This window comes from Phyllobacterium sp. P5_D12 (assembly GCF_054049495.1).
Map to the genome: position 1 here is coordinate 1 of NZ_JBFUMG010000646.1, position 2,332 is coordinate 2,332.

The following is a 2,332-nucleotide window of genomic DNA, read 5'->3' on the forward strand; positions in this document are numbered from 1 at the left end:
TCTCCGGCCTGTTCCTTTTCGCTACGACAGAGGCTTGAGCCCGGCTTCGATCGAAGCGCGCTTGCCTTCAAGGAATGGCGGCAACGACAAGCCCTCCCCGAGAGTCTCCAAGGGCTCATCGACCGTGAAGCCCGGACCATCTGTGGCGATTTCGAACAAAATGCCGTTCGGTTCGCGAAAGTACAGCGAGCGGAAGTAGTAGCGTTCCACCTCGCCGCTTGACGGCATCCGGAATTCGTTCAGGCGTTCGGTCCATTCATGCAATTGCTGCACGTCTGGCGCGCGAAATGCGACGTGATGCACAGCACCGGCACCCTGCCTTGCAGCCGGAAGATCCGGTTGAACGGCCACGTGCAATTCAGCAGCAGGACCACCCTCGCCCATAGCAAACACATGAACATGCCCGGCACCGTCTGGAGATGGGTAAGTGTTGACCTTGCGCATATTCATCACATGAAGAAGGATCGCTTCAGTGTTGGTAATATCGGGCACGCTGAGGGTAATTGGACCGAGCCCGCGGATCTGATGCTCAGCCGGGACAGGGCTCCTGTCCCACGGATGCGATGCTCCAGCGCCGCCATCATTGATGAGCCGGAACCGTTGTCCTTCGCCATCTTCAATATCAAGCGAGTCATAGCCACCGATTTCAGCAATATCACCGGACTTTACGCCGAGTTCGGTAAAGCGAGCTTTCCACCATACCAGACTTGCTTTGCTGGCCACACGCAAACCCGTACGCGAAATGCTGTGCGTACCGCGGCTTTCGGGTCCAACCGGCCAGTCGAAGAAGGTGAGATCGGTGCCGGGCGTTGCCTCTCCATCTGCATAGAAGAGGTGATAGGCGCTGGTGTCGTCTTGATTGACGGTTTTCTTGACCAGTCGCAGGCCAAGCGTTTGCGTATAAAACCGCAGATTTTCCGGCGCATTCGCCGTTACGGCAGTCAAATGATGAATACCTGTCAGTTGTAGGGTCATCGAAGCCTCCTGAATGGTTCGTTCGGGCATAATCGCCGTTGGCGTCAATATCTGCGTTGTGTAGTGGCCGATAAAGAGTGGATCTCTGCAACCTGTGTTCGACAGAAACGAACCAAGGAGGGATACAGGTGTTTTAAATCGGCCTAACGCCCACTATAACCAAACAATGAAATGGCGCTTTGACGATCTTCTCACTTTTCTCGACGTAATGGAAACCGGCAGCGTCACCGCGACCGCCGCGCGCCTCAACCTTTCGAAATCAGTAGTGAGCAAGCGCATTTCCGATCTTGAAGGGGCACTGGGTATAGAACTGTTTCAACGTTCGCCACGCAAGTTACTTGCCTCCGACCACGCCCGCGACTTTGTCGAGCGTATCAGGCCCTTGGTTCGGGAGATCGTTGAAGCCGCCGATACCGTTGGCGAGCGACACAGCGCCATTAGGGGCAGTTTGAGGATTGCCGCTCCGATGTCATTCGGCACTCTTTATCTTGGACGAATGATTGCCGACTTCGCCAGGCAATATCCTGATCTGGAAGTCGCGGTGGAACTTGAAGACCGCATGGTCGATCTGGTGCGTGGTGGTTATGATGTTGGCATCCGTATCGGCATCCTCAAGGATTCAAGCCTTATTGCCCGCAAGCTTTGCACGGACGCCAGGGTTATTTGCTGCAGCCCGGCTTTCGCCGCAGCCAATGGGTTGCCAACGCGACTCGAAGACCTGAGCTCTTTCGCCTGCATCGACTACTCAAACGTCAATACCAGTCAGCTGTGGCAATTCGAAAACCCGGCTTCTTTGAATGACCAAATCTCGGTGGCCATGCATGGCCGCATCGTCGCCAACAATGGCGAGGCCATGCGCGACATGGCAATTGCCGGTCTGGGGCTGGTCCTACTTCCAATGTTCATTGCCGCCGACGCCTTGCGAGCGGGTACTCTCATTCCGGCGCTGCCCGATGTGACGCCAGTTCCCTACAAAATATACGCGGTGTATCCACCTACACGGCATGTCTCGGCCAAGGTTCGAGCGTTTGTAGACCACCTTGTGCGCCATATCGGCGACCCGCCAATCTGGCAAATGATGGATCCTTTCCATGYTGAACGGCCCTAATTGAAGCCCGCACCCTGCGAATCACTTGGTGCGGTTTGCAAGCCTCTTCAGAGCGTAATCTTGAATTTCATAGCCGGTTTTGAAAAAAACCCTGTAAACACTGGGTATAAACCCGCTTTTTGGGCGTTCTTGCTGATGACAGAGCGGGAATCGCGTGCCATACAGACGCCTCCGATCAACGAATATACTGAGGAAACCGCCAAAATGAATACGTCCGATCTCATTGAAAAGCTCGTCGCTGATCAGGGT

At 54.9% G+C, this 2,332-nt stretch carries 2 protein-coding genes; one reads left to right on the forward strand and one right to left on the reverse strand.

Going from position 1 to position 2,332, the window contains the following annotated elements:
• Window positions 1-21: 21 nt before the first annotated feature.
• On the reverse strand, window positions 22-975 hold the full coding sequence (locus tag ACXJ5O_RS24705) for a ring-cleaving dioxygenase (RefSeq protein ID WP_457302209.1): 954 nt from the start codon (window positions 973-975) through the stop codon (window positions 22-24).
• Between the two features lie 166 nt (window positions 976-1,141).
• Here ACXJ5O_RS24705 and ACXJ5O_RS24710 point away from each other — a divergent pair, with 166 nt between their 5' ends.
• Window positions 1,142-2,083 (forward strand): LysR family transcriptional regulator, encoded by a 942-nt coding sequence (locus ACXJ5O_RS24710; protein ID WP_457302210.1) that lies wholly within the window; start codon window positions 1,142-1,144, stop codon window positions 2,081-2,083.
• Window positions 2,084-2,332: the final 249 nt, after the last annotated feature.